This window comes from Mucilaginibacter sp. OK098, from assembly GCF_900142915.1.
In the GTDB taxonomy this organism is placed as follows: Bacteria; Bacteroidota; Bacteroidia; order Sphingobacteriales; family Sphingobacteriaceae; genus Mucilaginibacter.
The window spans coordinates 532,633-550,866 of sequence record NZ_FRCM01000006.1 but is presented as its reverse complement, the minus strand read 5'-3'; the positions used below and the strand labels follow the sequence as shown (position 1 = coordinate 550,866).

Annotated in this window: 15 protein-coding genes; 7 read left to right on the top strand and 8 right to left on the bottom strand. The window is 42.7% G+C overall.

Translation table 11 applies throughout. The annotated features are described in order from the left end of the window. Positions 1 to 18: 18 nt before the first annotated feature. Positions 19 to 1,002, bottom strand: coding sequence for a GlxA family transcriptional regulator (locus BUE31_RS22230; protein ID WP_073406036.1), 984 nt, complete (start codon positions 1,000 to 1,002; stop codon positions 19 to 21). Between the two features lie 168 nt (positions 1,003 to 1,170). On the opposite strand from BUE31_RS22230, the gene BUE31_RS22225 reads away from it, so the two are divergent. Continuing rightward, positions 1,171 to 2,109: an alpha/beta hydrolase gene (locus BUE31_RS22225; RefSeq protein ID WP_200801964.1), complete on the top strand. Its 939-nt coding sequence runs from the start codon at positions 1,171 to 1,173 to the stop codon at positions 2,107 to 2,109. Positions 2,110 to 2,321: 212 nt separating this feature from the next. Continuing rightward, positions 2,322 to 2,909 carry an RNA polymerase sigma factor gene (locus tag BUE31_RS22220; protein WP_073406035.1) on the top strand — a complete coding sequence of 196 codons (588 nt, stop codon included), beginning with the start codon at positions 2,322 to 2,324 and terminating at the stop codon, positions 2,907 to 2,909. Positions 2,910 to 3,042: 133 nt separating this feature from the next. On the opposite strand, the gene BUE31_RS22215 is transcribed toward BUE31_RS22220, so the two are convergent. The 5 genes from BUE31_RS22215 to BUE31_RS22195 all read right to left on the bottom strand — a co-directional run bounded on the left by BUE31_RS22215 (position 3,043) and on the right by BUE31_RS22195 (position 7,427). Further along, positions 3,043 to 4,224, bottom strand: coding sequence for an NRAMP family divalent metal transporter (locus BUE31_RS22215; protein ID WP_073406034.1), 1,182 nt, complete (start codon positions 4,222 to 4,224; stop codon positions 3,043 to 3,045). After that, the gene (locus BUE31_RS22210) at positions 4,225 to 4,986 is read right to left on the bottom strand and encodes a LamB/YcsF family protein (protein WP_073406033.1); all 762 of its coding nucleotides are present in this window, start codon (positions 4,984 to 4,986) and stop codon (positions 4,225 to 4,227) included. It lies immediately after the preceding gene. Positions 4,987 to 4,995: 9 nt separating this feature from the next. Then, positions 4,996 to 5,988 carry a 5-oxoprolinase subunit C family protein gene (locus tag BUE31_RS22205; RefSeq protein WP_073406032.1) on the bottom strand — a complete coding sequence of 331 codons (993 nt, stop codon included), beginning with the start codon at positions 5,986 to 5,988 and terminating at the stop codon, positions 4,996 to 4,998. 1 nt (position 5,989) lies between these two features. Next, positions 5,990 to 6,706 carry a 5-oxoprolinase subunit PxpB gene (gene pxpB, locus BUE31_RS22200; RefSeq protein ID WP_073406031.1) on the bottom strand — a complete coding sequence of 239 codons (717 nt, stop codon included), beginning with the start codon at positions 6,704 to 6,706 and terminating at the stop codon, positions 5,990 to 5,992. A gap of 355 nt (positions 6,707 to 7,061) precedes the next feature. Next, positions 7,062 to 7,427, bottom strand: a complete 366-nt coding sequence (locus tag BUE31_RS22195; protein WP_073406030.1) for a nuclear transport factor 2 family protein — start codon at positions 7,425 to 7,427, stop codon at positions 7,062 to 7,064. A gap of 101 nt (positions 7,428 to 7,528) precedes the next feature. Between BUE31_RS22195 and BUE31_RS22190 the strand changes: the two genes are divergently transcribed. The 4 genes from BUE31_RS22190 (at position 7,529) to BUE31_RS22175 (ending at position 13,479) form a co-directional block, all read left to right on the top strand. Continuing rightward, entirely contained in the window at positions 7,529 to 8,437 is a 909-nt protein-coding gene (locus BUE31_RS22190; protein WP_073406029.1) for an AraC family transcriptional regulator, read from the top strand. Between the two features lie 340 nt (positions 8,438 to 8,777). Next, positions 8,778 to 9,755: a FecR family protein gene (locus tag BUE31_RS22185; RefSeq protein ID WP_073406028.1), complete on the top strand. Its 978-nt coding sequence runs from the start codon at positions 8,778 to 8,780 to the stop codon at positions 9,753 to 9,755. A gap of 218 nt (positions 9,756 to 9,973) precedes the next feature. Beyond that, on the top strand, positions 9,974 to 12,655 hold the full coding sequence (locus BUE31_RS22180) for a TonB-dependent receptor (RefSeq protein ID WP_073406027.1): 2,682 nt from the start codon (positions 9,974 to 9,976) through the stop codon (positions 12,653 to 12,655). A gap of 5 nt (positions 12,656 to 12,660) precedes the next feature. Next, complete coding sequence (locus tag BUE31_RS22175) at positions 12,661 to 13,479, top strand: DUF4249 domain-containing protein (RefSeq protein WP_073406026.1); 819 nt, start codon at positions 12,661 to 12,663, stop codon at positions 13,477 to 13,479. Positions 13,480 to 13,578: 99 nt separating this feature from the next. On the opposite strand, the gene BUE31_RS22170 is transcribed toward BUE31_RS22175, so the two are convergent. Further along, positions 13,579 to 16,026, bottom strand: a complete 2,448-nt coding sequence (locus tag BUE31_RS22170) for a TonB-dependent receptor domain-containing protein (RefSeq protein WP_073406025.1) — start codon at positions 16,024 to 16,026, stop codon at positions 13,579 to 13,581. 2 nt (positions 16,027 to 16,028) lie between these two features. Next, positions 16,029 to 16,898 carry a creatininase family protein gene (locus tag BUE31_RS22165; RefSeq protein WP_073406024.1) on the bottom strand — a complete coding sequence of 290 codons (870 nt, stop codon included), beginning with the start codon at positions 16,896 to 16,898 and terminating at the stop codon, positions 16,029 to 16,031. Positions 16,899 to 17,114: 216 nt separating this feature from the next. Between BUE31_RS22165 and BUE31_RS22160 the strand changes: the two genes are divergently transcribed. After that, positions 17,115 to 18,233 (top strand): sensor histidine kinase, encoded by a 1,119-nt coding sequence (locus tag BUE31_RS22160; RefSeq protein WP_073406023.1) that lies wholly within the window; start codon positions 17,115 to 17,117, stop codon positions 18,231 to 18,233. Position 18,234: the final 1 nt, after the last annotated feature.

The window sequence follows — 18,234 nt, the reverse complement described above, 5'->3', positions numbered from 1 at the left end:
TTATAGCTACTCCGCAATTTATTTTAAAACAGTAATATCTCTTGAATATTTTTTCCTGTAACCATTAGGCGAAAGCCCCGTCATTCTTTTAAAGATCATCCTGAAAGTTTTTATATCCTTATAGCCCGCCGTGCTCATTACCTCATCTAATTGCCAGTTCTTATCCTCCAATGCTTTTTTAGCTGCTTCTATTCTTACACGCTGCAAGTATTCAATAGGGGTGCTATTGGTTGCAGCTTTGAACCGCCGGATGAAATTGCGTTTTCCGGTATTGCTTAATGCCGATACCTCATCAATAGATATATCTGTTGAATAATGCTGTTCAATATAGGTTTGAGACTTTAAAATTTCGTCATCATAGTGCTGATGCTGCCCGGTAAATACCGCAAAGTGTGCCTGGCTTATCTGGTCTATATCTATAGAAAATCGCTTGCTTATCCAAAGCGAAGCTTCTCTTCCGCAAAATTTTTCAATAAGGTATAATATCAACTTTATTGATGAAAAACCGCCTCCGCTGGTATAAATTCCACCCTGGTCGGTAATAACCCTGTCTGATTTTACTTTAATTAAAGGGTATTGTAACTGCATTTCCTCCGCTGCCGCCCAATGTGAGGTTGCTATTTTGCCATTTAACAAACCCGCCTCTGCCAAAAAGAAGCTGCCCACACACAGGCTGGCTACTTCTGCCCCTGCATTGTTCATCTCCCTTATCCAGTTAACAATGGCTGTATTTTTTTTAAGAATAGCTTTATTTTCTCCATTAAATCCCGGAATGATGATCAGGTCGGTTTGGCTCACTTCTTCCATAGTAGTGCGGCATATAAACTGTGCAGAAACATCCAATTGGATATTCTTCATTTTTTCGCCTACCAGTTCAAGCGTGAAAGCGGGCGATTTGCCGCATTGTTCAAGGTACCAGTTAGCGCCGGCAAACAAATCTATAACGCCGGCAACAGACGACAAATAAACATTTTCATGAACTAACAATGATATTTTCCTCATGGTATTTTGTGAATGAATTATACAAATTTAACACTATTTAATGTCATAAATTCCCCCTTAAGAAGTCATAAATGCTAGTTCTATTTTTATTGTTAACTGCACAACTTTGTTAAGTCCATAAAAATCGGACGGCAAAAAATATAGGCAGATAAATAAAAATCACAAATTATGACAACTAAGATGGAACAGCAAATGCCCGTTAAACCAAGCAAACAAGTAGAAGAGGTTGGCAAGTGGTGGCTTACGATGGTTGCAGCAGCAACCGGGCATAAAACCCTGGATGAAGCGCGAGACTTTGGTGAAAATTGGGCGGGCCTTACTGCAGAACCAGGCGGTGTGGATTACATAGAAATTGACGCGGGTGGTGTGCCTGCTATGTGGGCGGTACCGAAAGGATGCATTGAGGACAGGGTGATCCTGTGTCTTCATGGAGGCGGTTTTTTCAGCGGCTCTATGTATACGCACAGAAAGCTTTACGGCCATTTTGCCAAAGCTATTGGCTGCAGGGCGCTAATTTTGAATTACCACCTCACTCCTGAACACGTGCACCCTGCACAGGTTAATGATGTATTTGCCGCCTATAAGTGGCTGCTTGACCAGGGAATCCAGGCAAACCATATAGCCATTACCGGAGATTCGGCGGGTGGCGGTCTTTCAATTACCGGCACTTTGCTTATCCGTGATAAGGGCCTACCTGTTCCGGCCGCAATTATGCCTTTTTCTGCATGGTTTGACATGGAGGTGACCGGCGGATCAATGGATGCTAACCATGGAAAAGACCTTTTATTGAACAAAGAATGGGTAAAAGGCATGGCGGGGATGTTTCTCGGGGAAAATGGCGATGCGAAAGACCCTCACGCAAATCCGCTTTATGCTGACCTTGCTGGTCTTCCGCCGGTTTATATTCAAGTGGGTGGCGACGAAGTGCTTTTGGATGATAATCTCCGGTTAGCAGAGCATGCGAGGATGGCCGGAGTGGACGTGAGCCTTGATGTTTTTCCCGGCATGCAGCATTCTTTTCAAATGGCAGCCGGCCGTGCGCCCGAATCAGACGATTCTATAGCAAGGTTTGTTGGATGGGTAAAACCTAAGCTGGGACTGACTTAATTTAATAGCATATTCCCCGGGTCTACTGCGATAACCTGGGGAGCTTTTTTTAAATTTTGTTCTTTTTCTGACTCAAGACTAAATGTTATCTCCAACAACAATATGCTCCATAAGCAGAACAACTACAATTTTATAGTAACCATTTAATAAAAAATATTATTAACATTGGCTCAGATAATTCAGGCATATTAGCAAGCAGGATTACCGGGCAAATGTTAGTTTATCCATCAGAAACTTATACAGATAGCAAACTACTGGAACTTATCAGTAAGGACGACCGCGCGGCATTTACCGAGCTTTATAATCGCTATTGGGACAAAATATTTGCTGTGGCGATGCACCGCCTGGATGATGAGCATGAAGCGGAAGAAGTAGTACAGGAGGTGTTTTTGAGCATATGGCAACGCAGGGAGAGTATCCAGCTAACGCATACCTTTGCTACTTATTTATCCGTAGCGGTTAAATACAAAATTATAAACCACCTGGCCAGGCAGCAGCGTAAGCAGCAGCATATAGATTACCTGGCCATTACTGCACCTTATACTGAGGATAGCACAGGGCAGTGGTTATCAGAAAAAGAGCTACAGCAGCAATTAGAACAATGTGTAAGCATGCTCCCTGAAAAATGCCGCATTGTTTTTTTGTTAAGCCGGGAAGAAGGTAAAACCAATGCCCAAATTGCCAGTGAGCTAAACATATCCGAAAAAACTGTTGAAGCGCATATGACCAAAGCTTTACGCACCCTGCGTAAAACACTTAATGTATCTATACCAGTATTGCTTTACCTGTTAGATAAGTAATAGATAATCAATCATCTATCTTAATTATTCAATACTAAAGGATGTACTTAAGGAAATTCAAGTAAACAGACTTTTATGAAGGCATAAAAAAAGCGGATAACCTGTTCGATTATCCGCTTTTCCATCCACAAATTTAATGTCCTAACATTTGGGAAATGGCACCAATACTCATCCAGGTCATAGTAACCACTACCATTACCCCTAATATAGTTAACCAGAGAGGCTGCTTATACGATGATATAATTTTTGAACGATAGGCGGCTACCAGCATCACGCCCAACGCAATGGGAAGTATAAAGCCGTTGATAGCGCCCACGGCTAATAATATTTTAACAGGTTTTCCTATTGCCAAAAAAATACAGCATGACACAACAATAAAGGCAATCGTGATTTCGCGGGTCCATTTCAATATCAGCGGGCTAAAGGTTTTGATAAATGATACAGAAGTATAAGCCGAACCCACAACCGATGATATTCCGGCGGCCCAGATAATAACCCCGAATAATTTGTAGCCAACCTGGCCGGCCGCCAGTTGGAATATGGATGCCGCAGGATTTGCCGGGTTAAGTTTACCACCGGCTGTTATCACCCCTAAGGCAGCTATGAAAAGCAACAACCGCATGAGCGATGCCAGGCCAATAGCACTTAAAGCGCCTCTGTTCACAACAGGCAAATTCTGCTGGCCGGTTATTTTGGCATCAAGTAAGCGGTGCGCCCCTGCAAAGGTAATATAGCCGCCCACAGTGCCGCCAACAATAATTAGCACCGCTGTAAAGCTGAAATGTGATGGATTTACCGTTCTTAATGCCGCTTCTGCTAGTGGCGGTTTACTAACATAGGCAATATAAAGCGCCAATACGATTTTAAGGCACCCCATGCATTTCGCAAACAGGTCCATGGCCTTGCCTGATTCTTTATAAATAAATATACCAATGGCCACTATGGCGCTCATTACTGCACCCTGTCCAACGCTAACACCAAACAATACATTCAGTCCTAACCCCGCCCCTGCAATATTACCAATATTGAAGGCCATGCCACCCAAAAAAACCAGGAACGAAATAACATAACCCAGGCCAGGGAAAAGCTGGTTGGCAATATCTTGTGCTGGCTTATCCGCTACGGTAATAATTCGCCAGATATTCAACTGGGCAATTGCATCCAGCAACACCGAAAGCAATATTACAAAGCCAAAACTGGCGCCTAACTGTGCGGTAAATACAGCGGTTTGTGTTAAAAAACCCGGCCCGATAGCCGACGATGCCATAAGGAAAGCGGCGCCTATTAAAATACTCCAATTAATTGGCTTTTTCATTTATTGTGCCGGGGCTTTAATGTTAATGCCCTCGGCTTTCAGCTTTTCCCTGATCTTTTTGGCAAAATCTACCGGGTGTGCTCCATCACCGTGAAGGCAAAGCGTTTCAGCTTTAAGCGGAACAGTTTTGCTATTGACGGATATAACCCTTTGTTGTTTTACCATCATCATTACCTGATCAATCGATTGTCCTTCATCGGTGATTAGTGCATTGCTTTGCGCCCGTGCAGTTAGCGTGCCATCGTCCTGGTAAGTACGGTCGGCAAACACTTCAGACGCGGTTGTTATACCTGTTTTTTTGGCGGCGATAACCATTTCGCTACCTGCGAGCGCATACAATATTAACGATGAATCAAAGTCATGCACGGCCTCCACAATGGCTTTGGCCAGCGCGGCATCTTTAGCTGCCATATTGTATAAAGCGCCATGTGCTTTTACGTGGTGAAGTTTGCCATTGGCAGCTTTTACAAAGCCATACAGCGCACCTATCTGGTAAAGTGTTATCTGGTAGGCCTCGTTGGCAGTTATCTTCATATCACGGCGGCCGAATCCCTGCAGATCAGGGAGGCCGGGATGCGCACCAATTGCAACACCTTTTTTAATAGCCATGTTAACCGTATGCTGCATCACCTCAGGGTCGCCGGCGTGAAAACCGCAGGCAATATTGGCCGATGTAATGTAGTCCATCAGAGTATCATCATTAGGCATAGGGTAGTTGCCAAATGCTTCGCCCATATCGCAGTTAAGATCTATACTTTGCATAATTTCAATTTATAAATATTTGGTTTGCACAGCGGTAGTTAGCTGCTGTAAATGTTGTTCGCGTTCAATATAAAGCATTTCTGCTTCGCGCAGGCCAATCTCTTTAAAATTAAGAGCGTCGCCTGGCTTTAGCTGGCCACATAACGGCATATCTACAGCCGCTACCTTTGCAATCCGCGGATACCCCCCTGTTGTCTGGCAATCAGCCATTAAAAGCACTAAACTGCCGCTTCCGGTAACCTGTATCGTGCCCGGCGTTACGGCTGTACTTAATAATTCATGGTGCTTTACCCGGTGAAGAAGCACCCCTTCCAAATGGTATCCCATCCGGTTACTTTGCCTACCAATGATATGTGACGCCGACATAAAATCGGCAGTGCTCCGGCTATTGAACCAGCCAAATTCATTTGCAGGCACTACCCTTATTGCCTTACGATCAGCGGGTAAAAGCAATTGCCGGGGTATGCTCCATTCCGGATAATTGACTTTTCCGTAATTAAGACTTTTAAATATTTTTTGCGTACTAACAGATTGCGTAGCCTCATTTTTGAGAGTATCGCCTTTTTTAAGCACCCGGCCATCCATGCCTCCAAAACCTGCAATTAGGAAAGTGCTCCTGCTGCCCAAAATTTCCGGCACATCCCAGCCCCCGGCAATGGCCAAATAAGTCCGGCACCCGGATGGGTTATTTGTCAATTTTATGAACGTCCCCGATGGGATAAAAAGAGGACGATCGCACGGTAATTCCTGTTCACCTGATTTTAATATCGCGCCATCCCCGGCATACGCAATCAACAAATCAGTTTCAGAAACGAATTCCGCATCAGCATACGTAAATTCGATAACAGCCGCATTATCCTCGTTCCCAACTGCTTTGTTGGCAATACGCGCCGATAGCGTATCCATAGCGCCGCATACTGGAACTGCTTGTGAGAGATATTGGTAACGACCCAGATCCTGTATTGTGCTCATCAAGCCGGGCTTTAATATTCTTATCTGCATATTACCATGCTGTTAATTGGTTAAATGCATGTATATCGATAGGCTTAAAGATTACCGTATCGCCGGCTTTTAATAATGACGGCTGTTCGCGATTCACATCAAATAATCTCAAAGGCGTTTGCCCGATGATCTGCCATCCTCCCGGGGTTTCTAATGGATATATGCCGGTTTGCTGTCCGGCAATGCCGACTGCTCCGGCCGGTACCGACTTTCGTGGTGTTGCTTTTCGTGGTGTAGTCAATTGTGCATTCATACCGCCTAAATAGGCGAAACCGGGCATAAAGCCCATCATGTAAACTTTGTAGGCGCCTGCACTATGTAACTTAATAACCTCGGCTGTGCTTATCTGGTGCACACTTGCTACTTCTGTTAAATCTGGGCCAAAATCGAGATCATAGCATACCGGGATAGTAACTACATCTCCTTTAACTGCCTTAGTTGTGTTGCTTTGAAGTTTTAAGTCACTCAGGTAACCCGAAACTTTTTCAAAGCTGCCGGTGCCGGGTAAATTTGATTTAATCACCAAAATGGGATCATAAAAAACAGTTAAAGTGGCATAAGCCGGCACCGTTGTTTTAAAACCCGGAAATGGCCGTTCATAAAGCAATACGTTTAGATTATTAACTGCTGTTAATAAATTTTCAGCAATTTGTTGCCCAAACTCAACTGTTACAGCCACTTCGCTTAAATAATATATTTGAGAGACTTCCTCTTGCATGGGTGTTTTTAATTGTGAAACAGGAGCGTTTTATTTTTTATAAATCTCGGCAATACATTTTATTCGGTACAGATATATTTTCGATCCTTTTTGTGAGAAACGCAAATTTTAACGTTGTAAGTTCCCCAGCCGGCCAAGTGTCTTCCGCCTGGCGGTAAGTAGTTTTGAGCATCGACGCTAAAGAATATCTAAGGGCGTTCGGGTAAACAGGATGCTATGAAGGCATAAAAAAAGCGGATAACCTTTTGATTACCCACTTTTTCAATATGATTTAATGGTCCGGGAGGAATCATCTCCCTTAAGGATTTGCGGCACCTGGCAAATAGTTTATTATTCAATTAGTTTTGACTGATCGCTAATAAAAAAAAGTTTCGGATATTATCTTACCATCCTTTACGCCAAAAACTGCAATTTCTGCCAATTGTAACCGCTGTCCATTTTTCAGGGTCATGTCTCTGCCCATGGCCACGCTAAAATAGTTGCCGCCAACCACCGGTTCGCTACAAAAGAAGCTGTGTACTTCTGCTATAATTTCCTGCCTGGCTTTCGACTTGGCTAAAACTGCTTCAATGCCTCTGGTTACAGTTGGCACGCCCATTGCCAAAGCATGTTCAGGTTCGGTACAAACAATATCGGCACTATAAAACTGTTGATAGATCTCTGCCACCTGCCTTTGTTGAAAAAGATCATAGTAGCGATTGGCTAATTCCTGAGTTGTCATTTTTTTTCTTGATTATTTAATAATACAAAGCTATTTTGTTGTTCACTACTAAAAGCATTAAAAAGTGTTATATATTTGCTTGATCGTATCAATTTATAAAGATGGACGCTTTAAGTACCGTATTAGAGGCAACCAGGCTCAGAAGTGTTGTTTATAGCAAATTTCCCCTCGAAGCACCGTGGGGACTGGACGTTATTAAAGACGAAAATTCGCAATTCTGGCGATTGGTGAGCGGCAGTTGTACCATTGGCTCACCTGATGGGCATGTCATAGAATTGATGGAGGGCGATCTGGTATTTGTTCCTCACGGAAGCGCCCACTGGATAGCTGATAAATCCACAAGTTTACGCATGCCCTCGCCAGAATTTGTTAAAGCCCACAGAGCAGGGATAAATGTTTTTAACGGCGGCGGCGATGTAACTACCCTTATAGCGGGCCATTTTGAATTTGATTACCAGCCCTTGCATCCTTTTTTAAAGGATCTGCCGCCAATTATCCATATCAGGCAATATGTGACGGAGAATCAGCTTTTGCTAAAGCAGGTTACGCAATTAATGCTGGAAGAACTCAATAACGAAAAGCCGGGAAGCAGCATAATGCTGAAAAACCTATCGGAAATTATGTTTATCAATATCATAAGGGCATATTTAGAACAGGCTATGCCCGACACTGGTTTTCTTTCCGCATTAAATGACCCAAGAATTAGCAAGGCGCTCAAACTGATGCAGGACTCACCCCAAAACGATTGGACGCTGGAATCTCTTGCATCGGAGATTGGCATGTCACGTTCTGTTTTCTTTAACCGGTTTAAAAAATTAGTGCATGAAACGCCGTTGAGCTATCTTACCAATTGGCGCATCAGGCAAGCCCAAAAGCTATTAACAACGGATAACAGCAATATATCAGAAATTGCAGCAAGCGTAGGTTATCAGTCGGAATCGGCTTTTAACCGGATCTTTAAATCAAAAACGGGGCAGACTCCTGCAGCGTACAGAAGAAGTAAGTTTTAACAGTAAGTTTTCGCATGCGGCCTTTTTTACCACTGATTTTACAGCATAACTTAAATGTAACAGCATCTTGCCACAAAAGTGTAACATCAACTTAGCGTTTTCACAGCTTTATAAATATATTCATAAACCCACTAAGGGTACACCCCGTTTCTGTTGACTATATGTGTAAATAGTGCACGAAAAGGAAATCATAAAAATCATAATCAATATTGGAGTTATAGCGATTACCGATAACCATTATCTGCTCTATCTATCTTTTTACGGTTTAGTAAAATATTTTAGCCCCGGCTAAGGGTATACACCGATTGCATTGACTATATGAGTATAAACTGTTAAAAACGTGGATTCAGAAAATAAACCGTACAATATTAATCAGTTGGCTGATAAATGGCTAAAGGGGACTATCACACCCGAAGAACGCGTTTATTTTGAAACCTGGTATGCCGGTTTTAATGATGAAGAGTTAATAATGAGCGATAGTAAATACACATCGACAGGGCAAATGCGTGATGATATGTATAAACGTATTGCTGCTGAGATAGATGATCAGCAGCGGGCAAAACCTAAAGTTATCCACTTACTGAGGCGGATGGTTGCCGCGGCGGCTATTGTGTTTATTATAGGTGGCGCAGCTTTATATCGTGTTACTTTGCTCAATTTAATTAACCCGGTACATCAGCTGCAAATGGTAACTGCAAAAGGCCAGCATAAACAATTACTACTAAGCGATGGCACCAAAATATGGGTTAGCCCTGCTACAACGATAACTTATCCGGATAAATTCAGAGGCGATAAGCGCTTTGTTAATATAGATGGGGAAGCTTTTTTTGAAGTAAAGCATGATGAGGATCATCCTTTTATCATTCAGTCTGATAATATTAAAACAACCGTATTGGGTACAAGCTTTAATGTTGATGCATATAAGAATAAGGCTACTATTAATGTAACCTTAGTAAGCGGAAAAGTAGCGGTGGCTTTACTAGCAGGTAAGCCGCAACAGCAAATAATGTTACCTAACCAAAGGGCTGTGTTTAACAAGGCAACCTCCATGCTTATTAAACAGGACTATCCGGATGCCCGTAAATTTTTGACCCGGCGCGAAGGTGTTTTTCAATATAGAGGAACACCGTTACAAGTTGTGGTTCAGGACATGGAAGATGAATATGGGATAAGCATAACAATTAATGCACAATTGTCTGATAAAGCATTTTATGGAAGTTTAAAGACAACTGATAATATTAACCAAACGCTAAATAAGCTTTGCACAATAATGGAAGTTAAATTGATAAAAACCGGGGATGCTTATACCATAAAATAAAGCCCGGCAGGCATTCATAACCTAAAACTTATCCGTAACAAATCAATAGTAAATAAATCAAATCCGCACAATAATGAAATAACAGCCAGCTAAAATATGATCACAAAAAAGCCCGATTCTGCAAGCAGAACAGGGCCTGAGTTTTAAGTTAACCTAACGTATCCCGCTAAAGCCTCGAAAACAACAACGGGTTACGATCAACATTAAAAAATAAAAATATGAAAAAATACGGACCTGTAAGGTTCCTGCCACTTATTTATTCCATTATGAGATTATCAGCATTTGTAATAGCTGTGATATGCTGCACAGCATTTATTGTATTTGCACATCCGCCAGTGTATGCACAAAATCCTTTGGATAAAACCATCACAATAAATTTGAATAATGAGCCATTGAAACAGGCGCTTGATAAAATTACCGCGGTAAGCGGTGTGAATTTTACTTATAGCGAAACTGTAGCCAATAGCAGGGTTAAAATAAAGTTGCAGGCAGCAAACAAAACCCTCAGACAAGTATTAAGCGAAGCGCTGGCTAAGTATCCTTATAGTTTTAGCACGCTTGACCAGGAAGTGTTTATACGCTATGATCCCGAAAAACTAAAAATGTCATCAACCGGAACGCAGGTAAATGCGGTGGATGATAAATATACAATCAGTGGTGTTATCCGTTCACAAAAAACAGGCGAAAGCATTATTGGAGCTACTGTGCGGGTAGTTGGTATGCCTCAAGGCACAAGCAGCAACGAGTATGGCTTTTATTCGCTTACGTTACCAAAAGGTACCTATCAATTGGCTATAAGCGCTGTTGGCCAGAAAAATATAGTTAAGGATGTTGTGCTGCACCAGGATACGAAGCTCAATATTTTACTTGAAGATGGCGAGCAGGAGTTGCAATCTGTAAATATTACAGCCAAAGCACCGGGAGGGCGGGATTTGGAAAGCACTCAAATGGGAGTTGAGAAACTGAGCGTACGTGAAACTAAAAACGTACCTGTTTTACTGGGTGAGCATGATATTATTAAAACGATCCAGCTTTTACCTGGTATAAAATCTGCCGGTGATGGTGGCGGCGGCTTTTATGTACGTGGAGGCTCGGCAGATCAGAACCTGATTTTACTGGATGAAGCCCCTGTATATAATGCTATGCATTTGCTGGGATTCTTTTCAACTTTTAATTCAGACGCTATAAAAAATGTAACTATTTACAAAGCCGGTATGCCGGTACAGTATGGCGGTAGGTTGTCTTCAGTATTGGATGTTAAAATGAATGATGGTAATAACCAGAACTATGGCGTAAGCGGAGGTATTGGTTTAATTGCATCAAGGATAAATGTGGAGGGCCCCATCCAAAAGGACAAATCATCGTTCCTGATTTCGGCACGGCGTACCTATATTGATGCTTTTCTTAAGCTATCCAAAGATACAAATGTGAACCGCACCTCCCTGTATTTTTATGATCTTAACGCTAAAGCCAATTATATATTAGGCGATAAGGATCGCCTATACCTTTCGGGTTATTTTGGCAAAGATGTTTTGAGTGCAGATAAGACAACAGGCATTAACTGGGGTAATGCTACCGGTACTTTGCGCTGGAACCATTTGTTCAGCAATAAGCTGTTTTCAAACACTTCAGCTATATTCAGCAATTACAATTACAAAATTAAAGCACAGCAGGCAGCTAGCAACTTTACCGTATTTTCACAGATAAGAGACTTGAATGTTAAAGAGGATATGCAGTGGTATGCCGATGAAAAAAATACAATTAGCTTTGGTGTTAACAGTATATTTCATACTATAAAGCCTGGTGAAATCTCGGCTACAGGTAACTCGGGCGTTATTTCACAAACATTGCAGAGCCAGTATTCCTTAGAAAACGCTGCATATGTCAGTAATTCATGGAAAGCCAGCAGCGTCTTTAGTTTAACTTACGGTTTACGTTTATCAGCATTTTCCATACTTGGCCCGGGTGATTTTTATATGCTTAATGCTGATGGTAATATAACAGGCACCCGGCATTATACACAGGGCCAGGTAGTAAAAACCTATGTTAACCCCGAACCCCGTATTGCCGCTACTTTGCAGATTAATGATATGGCATCGGTTAAAGCATCGTATGTGCGCAATGTGCAAAACCTGCACCTGATATCAAACTCCACTTCGGCATCCCCAACTGATAAGTGGGTGGCCAGTACAAACCTTATTAAACCTGAAATTTCCGATCAGTTTTCTATTGGTTATTACAAGGATCTGAGCGATCATAAATATGAGCTTACCGTAGAGAGTTATTATAAAAGCATGGATAACCAGATTGATTATCGTAACGGAGCCGATATTTTTACCAACCAGCCTATTGAAACACAATTGTTGTATGGTAAGGGGAGGGCATATGGTATTGAACTTTTGATAAAAAAGAAAATCGGAAGGCTAACGGGCTGGCTAAGCTACACATTATCAAAAACGCAACGTAAAATTGATGGCATTAATGATGATAAGTGGTACAATGCCCGGCAAGACAGAACGCATGATATTGCTTTGGTGACTATATATCAGCTAAGCCCCAAATGGACATTGTCTGCCAACTGGGTTTTCTCAACCGGTGATGCTGTTACTTTTCCAAGTGGCAAATACCAGGTTGACGGCACTAACTTTTACTATTATACCGAGCGTAATGCTTACCGCATGCCAAGTTACCAACGACTTGACCTGGGCGCTACCAGGCTGTTAAAACAAACCAAAAAATTCTCATCCGAACTTAACTTTAGTATTTACAACGCTTATGGATATGCAAATGCTTACCGCATTTATTTCAGAGACAGTAAAACAGATCCAAGCAGAACAGAAGCTGTTAAAACCACTTTATTTAAGTTCGTTCCATCCGTTACCTACAATTTTAAATTTTAACGCTCATGATGAATATAAAACATTTTTCACTCTTTTTAATATTCGCAGCCCTGTTGTGCTCATGCGATAAAGTGATTGATATTAAGCTGAACAACAGTGCAACCAAATATGTAGTTGAAGGCGTGGTTACCAGCGAGGCAGGCGGAGCTCAGGTGCTGCTGAGCCAAACAAAAAACTTTAGCGATAATAATAATTTTAACGGTGTTGACGGCGCAACAATTACGATTGAAGGAAATGGCGCCTTAAATATTTGTACAGCAGTTGGTAATGGGGTATACCAGGCCAACACGCTTATTGGTGTGCCTGGAAATACTTACAAGCTAACTATAAATATTAAAGGCAATACATTTACAGCAACCTGTACCATGCCTCAAATTGTAACTTTAGATAGTGTGTATGTTACCGTGGATAACCTGAATACCAATAAAGACGGGAGCATTCGCAAATATGCAACTGTGGAATATAAAGACCCTGCCTCAGTAAAAAATTATTACCGTTTTATTCAATATCTCAATGGAAAAAAAGAGAAATCAATTTTTGTAAACAACGATGAATTTACAAACGGGCAGGAGGTTAACACCCCGCTTAATTTTAATAACGATAATGATGACCCTGCCAGGAATATTAAAAAGGGTGATAAACTCAATATAGATATGTTGTGTATTGACGAGGCTATATATAAATATTGGTATAGCCTGGCTGACGGGGCGAGTGGCAATAGTAACACGGCATCGCCATCAAACCCTGTTGGCAATATACAGGGGGGGGCTTTGGGCTATTTTAGCACGCATACTATTCAGCATAAAGTTATTACAGTGCCATAAAAGCATCTCCTTATCTGCTAAGAACATGAGCGGCTATTTAATGATTAGCCGCTCATTTCAAACAATTAAATTCAGATTTACACCTGCGCCTCAACCGCATTAATTTTTTATCCTGTTGTTTTCATCTTCAATTCCTGATTTATTATTGCCTGATGACGTTGAACTTGTGCCACCGAATGACCTGGAGTAAGAGAGCCTGATTAGCGGATATTTACCAGATTCGGTATGAAAAACCACATGGCTTTTTAGGTTAAAGGCCTCCTGCGTAAGTGATCCGAAATAACTGCTGATCACATTGCTGCTTAATAGATCAGCTACGGCAAGCTGAACGATGCCGCCATTGTTTTTCAATATTTTTTTGATCCCCGCATTAAGTACGCCATAGCCGTCAACTTTTCTGGTCCCGTTATATGACAGCGAATTATAGTAGCCCGAAAGTTCAAGGGAAAACCTGTCCGGGAGCTGATATGTTTGGCTACCATGCAACGAATAACCGAAATAAGTTTTTTCTACCGGATTTTGAGTATAATTCAGGTTGAATTTACGCCATCCACCCACAAACCCATAATTCATATTCAGCCAGTTCCCAATCGCAAGCGGAAGTTCGGCCTGGAAAGTTAACTCATCCCTGTAGCGCAGGTTCTGGGGTGAAACCGCCGACTGCTTTCTGTCAGGTATGTAAACAAACTGGTTGCGGGCAATGGGTTCATCATCCCTGCTCCATAAAACGGAGAGGGAATAACCCCGGTTGTTATAACCCAGTTTCAGGTTATTTGTGATGGTTGGTTTTAATAATGGATTCCCGGTATTCACCGAGTTGGGGCCGTTATAGGTTACATACGAAGCCAGGTCGCTGTAAGCAGGGCGGCTGATCCTTTTGGTATAGGATAAAAAAAGCTCGGCATCATTATTTACTTTCCTGGAAAGTAACAGGTTCGGAAACAGCTCAGCCAGCTTCCTGTCGGTGATAAGCTGCCCGCTTTGCGGATCGGCTAACCGGGTACCCGAATACTCGAAACGGAGACCCGCCACTAACCTGGTGGACGAATCTAATTGTGCATTCATAGTGGCATAGCCCGCCCAGATACCTTCCCGCATAATGATATGATTAATTGCGGTGGGGCTGGTAACATATTCGCCATTCACCAGGCTGGCTATGGAAGATACACTGGCCGTGCGCGTATAAGTTCCTTTAATCCCGGTCACTACTGTAAGCATAGTATTGAGCCGCTTTTTATAATCCGCCTTAATCGCCCCCACCTGGATCAGGGTATTGGATAAACCCTTTTGCCGTGGTGAAAACAAGGTGTCATTAGTCCCCGCCTGCCTGCCGTTCTTATCCAGGAAAGTGCTTTGCACGTTGGTAGGGTAATCATTTTTATAGTTGATATAATCCAGGTCAAGGTTAAGCTTTTCACCCGGTTTCAGCTGCCTTTCCACATATAAACCAGAGGTGATGCTCCTCCAGTGATTTACGCCATTGATCAGGGCATTCAGCCGGTAAATGGAATCTGGTTTAATGGTATAAACTGCATGGTTATTGGTTTGAATAGCCGTACTGCTATTATTATAGTTCACATTTCCACCTATAAGGGTCTTTGTATTCAGCTTGGTATCAAAGCCCGCAACGGCGGTATGGTTATTATGCACAGGTTTAGCAATACTTAAAAAATCTGAGGCTGCAAAGCCACCCAATAAAGGCTCCTGTTCTGCGCCTATGGCATGAAAATCACTATAGCTCCGGTCATGGGCATAATTATAGGAACCATACAGATTTGTATTCCCGCTATTATGGTTAAGATTGATCCCGGCTGTTCCTTTTTCGCCGTACCCATAGCCACCCGACAGGGAAAAAGATCCGTTTGTACCAGCTTTCCTGTTTTTTTTCAGCACAATGTTGACCAGGCCGGCACTTCCTTCGGCATCATAAGCGGCGCCTGGTGTGGTCAATAGTTCAATTTTAGAAATATCATCTGCACTCATCCCGTTCAGTAAGGTCACCACCTGGTCTGCCGGCAGTCGCATCTGCTTACCATTGATCATAACCATTACACCATTTTTGCCATTTAGGGCAATTTCATTGTTCTGATGGTCAATGATCACCCCGGGCGAACGCTCAAGCACCTGTAGGGCAGTACTGCCTTTTGTGAGCACACTGCTTTCAATATTTACTACTGTTCCATCCGGGCGTTGCTGGAAAAGCGGCCTGCCCGCTTTGATCAGTACCTCACCCAGCTGTCGTTTGTTCTGCTGCAGTACAATGGTTCCAAACGCTTTAGGTCCCTCAAAAACAGGTGAGATCCAGGTTTGATAGCCAATGCTTGTTATTTTTAACAGGTACCTGCCCGCCGGTATATTTTCAATTAAAAACTTCCCGGTATCATTAGTTAAGGCAGATCGTACTATTGTACTATCGGCCTCTTTCAAAAGAAAAGCCGTAGCATATGAAACAGGTTGCCCAGTGGCATCCGCCAGTTTCCCGGATACCTGGGCAAATGCGCCACACATACAGGTTAAAAAGAACAGGCCTACAAGTAAAGCTTTCATAGTTATTGTTCTTTTACCCGGTCAAAAAACTCTTTCTGTAGTTTCAGCGTTTGCTGGTCGGCCTTTATAATTCTTAATGCTTCTGCTATACCGGTTACTACATGGTCAACCTCCAGCTTACCCAGTTCTTTTGTTGATTTTGAGCCATCCCCGTCATAATGATTAGGATAACCCGCGTACCACCAGATGGGCGTATAGATATTGGGCAGCGACAGGCGGTTTTGTTTTACACCTGATTCGTTTTTGGCGCTGTCGAGCTTAACCAGCTCAGGCCTTACATAAAGCACTTCCGAAGTTTCCATCTCACCAGCATGGTCACCTTTGGTTAGGTCTCCTTTACTTAGCTGGGCAAATTTTTTATCGAAATCCGGATCGTCTATCCTTGGCTCATAAAGAAAGACTGCGTAATTCCTGCGTTTTTCCAGCCTCGTCTGCATAAAGTAATGCAATAGTTCCGGGTTACCCCCATGCCCGTTAACAATCAGGATCTTCTTAAAACCGTTCCTGGCAATTTCATCGCAGGTGGCCTCCAGCAGGTCCCAAACTACCCGCTCAGGTAAAGCAAAAGCACCGGGCTGGTGCCGCGCCTCATTGATCTGGCCGTAAAAATAGTCGGGGAAAACCACAGCATATTCCTTCTTTGTAGCCCTGGCGGCATATTCCCTTACCCTGATCAGGTCGGTACCCATCGGGGCGTGCGGGCCATGCTTTTCCAGTACGCCAATGGGTAGGATGCAGGTAGAATCTGATAATTTCAGGGCCCTGCCCCAATCGCTGGCCACCAGCTCATCCCAACGGGCCGGCAGTTGCTGGGCATGGGCAAATGAAAGCCCCGCCAGCATGATCAGTAGTAAAAAAAGTTTCTTTGTCATAATTAAATTCTTTGATGGTTTTTAATTAGCACAAAGAAACAGCGCAGAAATACCCCTGAAAATATGAATGATGACCCGCCGGGTTTTATTGATGAAATGCAAATAGTACGTTCACCTGCCCAAAGCTGAGTTTCAGCAATAATTTGGGTGCTTTCATCAATACAGCACCAGGCAAGCTTAAAATTCCCTTATCTTAGTTTATTAATTTTCATAACGATGAAAAATTGGTGGAACGAAGGCCCGGAACAGAACTGGTTTTTTAAATATAAGCTGTATCATATTCCTTTCTGGTGCCTCTACCATTACCTGTGGTGGACTGTAGCCATTGGCAACCCGCTAAAAGCTGCTGCAAATATTATTTTCCTGCCTTATAGTGTTAAGTACCTGTTTTATGTGGTTTTTGAAGCGCTGGCGGTTTACTTTAATTTGTATTACCTCATCCCCCGGTACTTTGATAAAAAAAGGTATACGCTGTATTTCCTGTTTTTAACCCTTACAATTACCGGGACAGCTTTGTTCATTGTTTCCGGGTATTACCTCAGTTCAGACCTGTCCGGTAAAACGCTGAAAGAATTGTATGGGAATGGCTCTAACTGTTTTTATTTTTTCCTGGGCTATGCTTTACCCTCCGCTTTTGCCAGCATGACCCTGGCTATGACCATTAAACTGTTCAAGAACCGGATCCAGGAAGAGCGCAGGCAGCAGATGATAGCAAATGAAAAGCTGGAAACGGAGCTGAAATTTTTAAAACACCAGTTCAATCCACATTTTTTGTTTAACAGCATCAACTCCATTTTCATCCTGATCCGTAAGAACCCTGAGCTGGCCTCTTCAGCCCTTGCCAAGTTTTCTGACCTGCTGCGCCACCAGTTGTATGATTGTAACGAGCAGCAGATCCCCTTAAGCAAGGAGATCAGTTACCTGGGGCATTTCATAGAACTGGAAAAGCTGCGGCAGAATAAATATTTAAAAGTGGAGTTTAGCGCAGAGGAATTTTATGCAGATCATTTAGGGATCGCGCCCTTCCTGCTGATGACCTTTGTGGAAAATGCCTTTAAGCATGTTTCGAGAGAACCGGAAATGGATAACCGGATCAGCATCCGGCTCTCCCTTGATCAGCAGGTGCTTGAGCTGTCTGTTATTAATACCATTGGAGAGGCAATTACGGGTGCAGTTGGCGGGATCGGCTTAAAAAATGTACAGCGAAGGCTTGACCTGGTTTATCCGGTACAGCACCTGCTTTCAGTCAGCCAAACGGCTTCCCTGTACCAGGTTAGCCTGCAGTTAACTTTGAAAGAAATGGTTCAATTATCTATTCCGGAAATGACTTATTAAA